Annotated in this window: 4 protein-coding genes; 3 read left to right on the forward strand and 1 reads right to left on the reverse strand. The window is 75.1% G+C overall.

Annotation, left to right across the window (positions count from 1 at the left end):
* Positions 1-105 precede the first annotated feature (105 nt).
* On the reverse strand, positions 106-1,224 hold the full coding sequence (gene serC / locus AVW11_RS23490; protein WP_060180023.1) for a phosphoserine transaminase: 1,119 nt from the start codon (positions 1,222-1,224) through the stop codon (positions 106-108).
* A 175-nt stretch (positions 1,225-1,399) separates the two neighbouring features.
* Here serC and AVW11_RS23495 point away from each other — a divergent pair, with 175 nt between their 5' ends.
* The 3 genes from AVW11_RS23495 to AVW11_RS23505 are packed head-to-tail and all read left to right on the forward strand — an operon-like array spanning position 1,400 to position 5,772.
* Positions 1,400-4,423: an FAD-binding and (Fe-S)-binding domain-containing protein gene (locus AVW11_RS23495; protein WP_107423318.1), complete on the forward strand. Its 3,024-nt coding sequence runs from the start codon at positions 1,400-1,402 to the stop codon at positions 4,421-4,423.
* A 57-nt stretch (positions 4,424-4,480) separates the two neighbouring features.
* The gene (locus AVW11_RS23500) at positions 4,481-5,416 is read left to right on the forward strand and encodes an EamA family transporter (RefSeq protein WP_030851100.1); all 936 of its coding nucleotides are present in this window, start codon (positions 4,481-4,483) and stop codon (positions 5,414-5,416) included.
* Positions 5,416-5,772, forward strand: a complete 357-nt coding sequence (locus AVW11_RS23505) for a DUF1801 domain-containing protein (protein WP_076045728.1) — start codon at positions 5,416-5,418, stop codon at positions 5,770-5,772. Before AVW11_RS23500 ends, AVW11_RS23505 begins: the two co-directional genes overlap by 1 nt.
* Positions 5,773-6,053: the final 281 nt, after the last annotated feature.

Consider the following 6,053-nt stretch of genomic DNA (forward strand, 5'->3'; position numbering starts at 1 on the left):
GGGCCTTCCCAGGCCGGGACGGGCTTCGCGTGCCCGTGGGGGAAGGCCGAAGCCCCCGGTGACGAGCAGTCACCGGGGGCTTCGGCCGTACCGTACGGGCGACGGTCAGAGCTTCTCGATCACGTAGTCGATGCAGGCCGTCAGCGCCTGCACGTCCGCCGGGTCGATCGCCGGGAACATCGCGATGCGCAGCTGGTTGCGGCCGAGCTTGCGGTACGGCTCGGTGTCCACGATCCCGTTGGCACGCAGCACCTTGGCGACGGCGGCCGCGTCGATGTCGTCCGAGAAGTCGATCGTGCCGATGACCGCGGAACGCTTGTCGGCGTCGACGACGAACGGCGTCGCGTACTTGGACGCCTCCGCCCAGCCGTACAGGTGGCGCGCACTGGCCGCCGTACGGCCCGTGGTGAACTCCAGGCCGCCCTGGCTGTTCATCCACTCCAGCTGCTGGTCCAGCAGGAAGAGCGTGGCCAGGGCCGGGGTGTTGTACGTCTGGTTCTTCAGCGAGTTGTCGATCGCCGTCGGCAGCGAGAAGAACTCCGGGATGTGCCGGCCCGACGCGTGCACGCGTGCCGCGCGCTCCAGCGCCGCCGGGGAGAACGCCGCCAGCCACAGCCCGCCGTCCGAGGCGAAGGACTTCTGCGGCGCGAAGTAGTAGACGTCCGACTCGGTGATGTCCACCGGCAGACCGCCGGCGCCCGACGTCGCATCCACCAGAACGAGGGACCCGGCGTCCGCGCCCGCGACGCGCTCGACCGGCGCCGCGACACCCGTCGAGGTCTCGTTGTGCGTGTACGCGTACACGTCCACGCCCGCCTCGGCCACCGGCTCGGGGTGCGTGCCCGGCTCGGAGGAGATCACGGACGGCTCGTCCAGCCACGGCGCGAGCTTCGCGGCCTTGGCGAACTTCGAGGAGAACTCGCCGAAGGTGAGGTGCTGGGACTTCCGCTCGATGAGTCCGGCGGTCGCGACGTCCCAGAAGGCGGTGGAGCCGCCGTTGCCCAGGATCACCTCGTAGCCCTCGGGGAGGGAGAAGAGGTCCCGGATGCCCTGGCGCACCGATCCGACCAGGTTCTTGACCGGGGCCTGGCGGTGTGAGGTTCCGAGCAGGGAGGTACCGGTGGCGGCGAGGGCGTCCAGCGCCTCGGTCCGCACCTTGGAGGGGCCCGCGCCGAAGCGTCCGTCGGCGGGCTTGATGTCAGCGGGAATCTGGATCTCAGCCACGACCGGAGCGTATCGGGTCGCGGTCCGCGCTCCGGACGCGCGTCCACCCGATGAGACGCGGCGCGGCGGTGGCAGGCTGGGCGATGTGACGACACCCGGTGAAGTCGAGCGGACATTGCGGGCGGAGCTGCGCGGCGAGGTCGATTTCGGCGCCGCGGCCCGCGCCCTGGTGACCATGGACGCCTCCAACTACCGCCGCGTCCCCCTCGGCGTCGTCACCCCGCGCGACGCCGACGACGTCGCGGCCGCCCTGAGCGTGTGCGCCGACGCCGGCGTGCCCGTCGTCCCGCGCGGCGGCGGCACCTCCATCGCCGGACAGGCCACGGGCACCGGCGTGGTCCTCGACCTCACCCGGCACATGAACGCCCTCCTGTCCGTCGACCCGGCTGCCCGCACCGCCGTCGTCCAGCCCGGCCTGGTCCTCGACCGGCTCCGCGACGCGGTGCGCCCCTACGGACTGACCTTCGGCCCCGACCCCTCCACCCACTCCCGCTGCACCCTCGGCGGCATGATCGGCAACAACGCGTGCGGCGCCCACTCCGTGGCCTGGGGCACCACCGCCGACAACGTCGCCGAACTCGCCGTCACCACCTACACGGGCGCCCCCCACCGCATCGGCACCGGCTGGGACGGCGCCCCCGCAGGCCTGCGGGAACTCGTCGGCGCACACCTCGGGCTGCTGCGCACCGGCATGCCGCCCGCCTTCTCGCGAAGGATCTCCGGCTACGGCGGCCTCGACGCCCTGCTCCCCGAACGCGGGGTGCGGCTCGCGCAGGCCTTCTGCGGCAGCGAAGGCACCCTCGGCGTGGTCACCGAGGCCGTGGTGCGCCTCGTGGAACTGCCGCCGGCGCCCGCCCTGGCCGTCCTCGGGTACGCGGACGAGAGCGCGGCGGCGGACGCGGCCGCCGGACTGCTCCCGCACCGGCCGCTGACCGTGGAGGGCATGGCCGAGGACCTGCTCGGCCCGGCCCCGGGCACGGGCGCGGGCACGGGCGCGGGCACGCGCGGGGGCGGGGCGGTCAGGGCGGGCGGGGCCGCGGGGCTGCCCCGGGGCCGCGCCTGGCTGTTCGTGGAGATGCCGGACGAGGGCGGGGCGCGCGCCGTCGCACGCGGCGCCGACGCACTCGACGCGCTGGTCGTCACCGACCCCGCCCGGCAGCGGGCCCTGTGGCGGATCCGCGAGGACGCCGCCGGCACCGCGACCAGGACCCCCGACGGGCGGATGGCCTGGCCGGGCTGGGAGGACTGCGCGGTCCCGCCGGCCCGGCTCGGCGCGTACCTGCGGGAGTTCCGGGCCCTGCTGGCCGCCCACGGCCTGCGCGGCACCCCGTACGGGCACTTCGGCGAGGGCTGCGTCCACGTCCGCATCGACTTCGACCTCGCCTCCACCACCGGCGTGGCCCGCTTCCGCACCTTCTCCGAGGAACTGGCCGACCTCGTCGTCGCCCACGGCGGCTCCCTCTCGGGCGAACACGGCGACGGGCAGGCACGCGCCGAACTCCTGCCCAAGATGTACGGCCCGGACGTGATCCGGCTCTTCGGTGCGTACAAGGACGTGTGGGACCCGGCGGGCGGAATGAACCCGGGGACGCTCGTCCGGCCCGCCCGCCTGGACGAGAACCTCCGCTTCGAGGTGCTCCCCGCCACCCCGTTCGCCCGCGAGGTCGCACGGTGCGTCGGCGTCGCCAAGTGCCGTACGACCGAGGCGGGCGGCCCCGGCGTGATGTGCCCCTCCTACCGGGCCACCGGCGAGGAACAGCACTCCACACGCGGCCGCGCCCGCCTGCTCCACGAGATGCTCGCCGGGGAGATCGTCACCGGCGGCTGGCGCTCCCCGGAGGTCGCCGAGGCCCTCGACCTGTGCCTGGGGTGCAAGGGCTGCCGCAGCGACTGCCCGGTCGGCGTGGACATGGCCTCGTACAAGTCGGAGTTCCTGCACCACCACTGGGCCGGCCGGATCCGGCCGCTCGCCCACTACACGCTGGGCGGGCTGCCGGGATGGCTGCGCCTGATCGCCCGCCTGCGGGCGGCCGGCGCCGTCAACACGGCAGTCCGCCTCCTGCCGGTCCCGCTGCCCGGTCTGGCCCGGGAACGTAGCCTGCCGCAACTCGCACGGCGGCCGTTCACCCGGGATGCGGGGGCCGCGGGACGCGCGGGGGCCGCGGGACGCGGGGGAGGGCCGGGGCACGCGGGCGTCCCGGGGCACGCGGGCGTCCCGGGGCACGCGGGCGTCCCGGGGCACGCGACGGGCCGGGTGGCCGGGGAGCCGGCGGACGGTGATTCGGTGGCGCCCGGTGGTCGGGCGGCGGGTGGTGGTCCGGCGTCGTCCCGGGGGTCCGCGGCGCCGACCGGGGGTCCGGCGGCCGGTGGTCCGGCGGCCGGTGGGCCGGCGGCATCGTCCGGGGGTTCGGCGCCCGCCTTCGGTTCCGCGGCCGGTGGCGTCGGGGCCGGTCCCGTCGTCACACTGTGGCCCGACACCTTCACGGAGTACCTCGCCCCCGATGTCGGCCATGCCGCGCTCCGCGTCCTGCGGGCGGCCGGCCTGCACGTCACCGTCCCCCGCGGCGGCCGGGTCTGCTGCGGCCTGACCTACCTCTCCACCGGCCGCCTCGACCGCGCCCGCAAGGTCCTGCGCCGCACCCTGGACGTCCTCGGCGACGTCCCCGGGCCCGTCACCGTCCTCGAACCGAGCTGCGCCGCCGCCCTGCGCACCGACCTGCCCGCCCTGCTCCCCGACGACCCCCGCGCGGCCCGCCTGGCCGCGGCCGTACGGACCGTCGCGGAGACCCTGGAGGAGTACGCGCCGACCTGGCGGCCGCCCCGCCTCGACCGCCCGCTGGTCGGCCAGACCCACTGCCACCAGCACGCCGTCCTCGGTGACGCCGCGGACCGCCGGCTGCGCGAGCGCGCCGGACTCGTGGGCGAGCCCGCCGGAGGCTGCTGCGGCCTCGCCGGGAACTTCGGCTTCGAGCCCGGCCACCACGAGGTGTCGGTGGCCTGCGCGGAGGAACAGCTCCTGCCGTCGCTGCGCGCGGCCCCGCCGGGCGCGCTGGTCCAGGCCGACGGGTTCTCCTGCCGGACCCAGATCGCCCAGCTGGGCGGAGTGCGGGCCCGTCACCTCGTGGAACTCCTCGCCGAGGGGCTGGCGGACCAGGAGGCCCGGGAAGCCGGCCAAGGCCCTCCCGACACGCGGCCGTAGCGAACATGTAAGGAAAGATACGCGGCAACACTCCTTACGAAGCCTTAGTGTGGAGAGATGCCCGCACCTTCCGCGTCCCCGACGACCACCCCCGCCGCCGCACTCCCCGCCGATCCCTCCACCGAGGGGGTCCGGTCCCGCTTCGGCCCGGTCGCACTGGTGATCTCGGCGGGCGTCTCGGTCCAGTTCGGGGCCGCCCTCGCAGTCATGATCATGCCGAGGGCCGGTGCGGCGGGCGTGGTCACCCTGCGCCTCGCGGCCGCCGCGATCGTGCTGCTGCTCCTGTGCCGGCCGAAGGTGCGCGGCTACACCCGCTCCGACTGGGGCACCGTCGCCGCCTTCGGGGTGGCGATGGCCGGCATGAACGGGCTCTTCTACCAGGCCATCGACCGGATCCCGCTCGGCCCCGCCGTCACCCTGGAGGTCCTCGGGCCGCTCGCCCTGTCCGTCGTCGTCTCCCGCCGCCTGGTGAACTTCCTGTGGGCCGGCCTCGCCCTCGGCGGCGTCGCCCTGCTGTCCGGGCACGGTGGGGGCGGCCTCGGCTTCGGCTCCCTCGACCCGCTGGGTGCGGCCTTCGCGCTCGGTGCGGGCGTCATGTGGGCGGCGTACATCGTCTTCAGCGCGCGCACGGGCCGCCGCTTCCCGCAGGCGGACGGCCTGGCCCTCGCGATGGCCGCCGCCGCCGTCCTCTCGCTGCCGCTGGGCGTCCACGAAGCGGGCTCGGACCTCCTGGTCCCGAGCACCCTGGCACTGGGCGTCGGCGTGGCCGTCCTGTCCTCCGTGCTGCCCTACACCCTCGAACTCCTCGCCCTGCGGCGGATGCCGGCACCCACCTTCGCGATCCTCATGAGCCTGGAGCCGGCGATCGCCGCCACCGCGGGCTTCCTCGTCCTCAACCAGGCCATGTCGGCGCTGGACGCCCTGGCCATCGCCCTCGTCATCGCAGCCAGCATGGGGGCGGTCCGCTCCCAGATCGGAAAGCAGCCCGCCTGATGGATGTCGCCGCCTACCTGGACGCCGCCCCCGAAGCCCGCCGCCCGGCCCTCGCCCGCCTGCGCGAGCTGTGCGTGACGGAACTGAAGGGCTTCGAGGAACGCATCGCGTACGGAATGCCGGTGTACGTGCGGCCGGGCGGGACCGAGGCGGAGATCGCCTGGGCGAACCAGAAGCAGTACATCTCCTTCTACCTGATGCGCACGGACGTCCGGGACGCCTTCGCGGACCGCCTGGCCGCCCACGACATGGGCAAAGCCTGCCTCCGCTTCCGCAACCCCGCCAAGGTCGACTTCGACCTCCTCCGCGCCCTCCTCCGCGCCACGTCCCAGCCGGCCCCGCCCCCGGCCTGCTGAACGCCCCCGCGGCGACACCCCCCGCAGGCCGGCAGCACGAGGCGCAACGGGGCAGCGGGGACGGAGTTTCGGCGGGGCGGGGGCGTGGAGCGCGGCGGTGATGTGGGGGCGGGGTTTCGGCGGGGCGGTGGCGGCGGGTGCGCGGGGTGGCTTCGGGGCGGGATTTCGACGGGGCCGGGGTGGGGAAGCGCGGGGTGGCTTCGGGTGGGCGGGATTCACTGGGCCGGGAGTCAGTGATGTGCTGGGGGTTTCCCGTCAGTCCCATCGTCTCTCCGTGTCGT

It is taken from the genome of Streptomyces amritsarensis (genome assembly GCF_001953875.1).
Lineage (GTDB): Bacteria > Actinomycetota > Actinomycetes > Streptomycetales > Streptomycetaceae > Streptomyces > Streptomyces amritsarensis.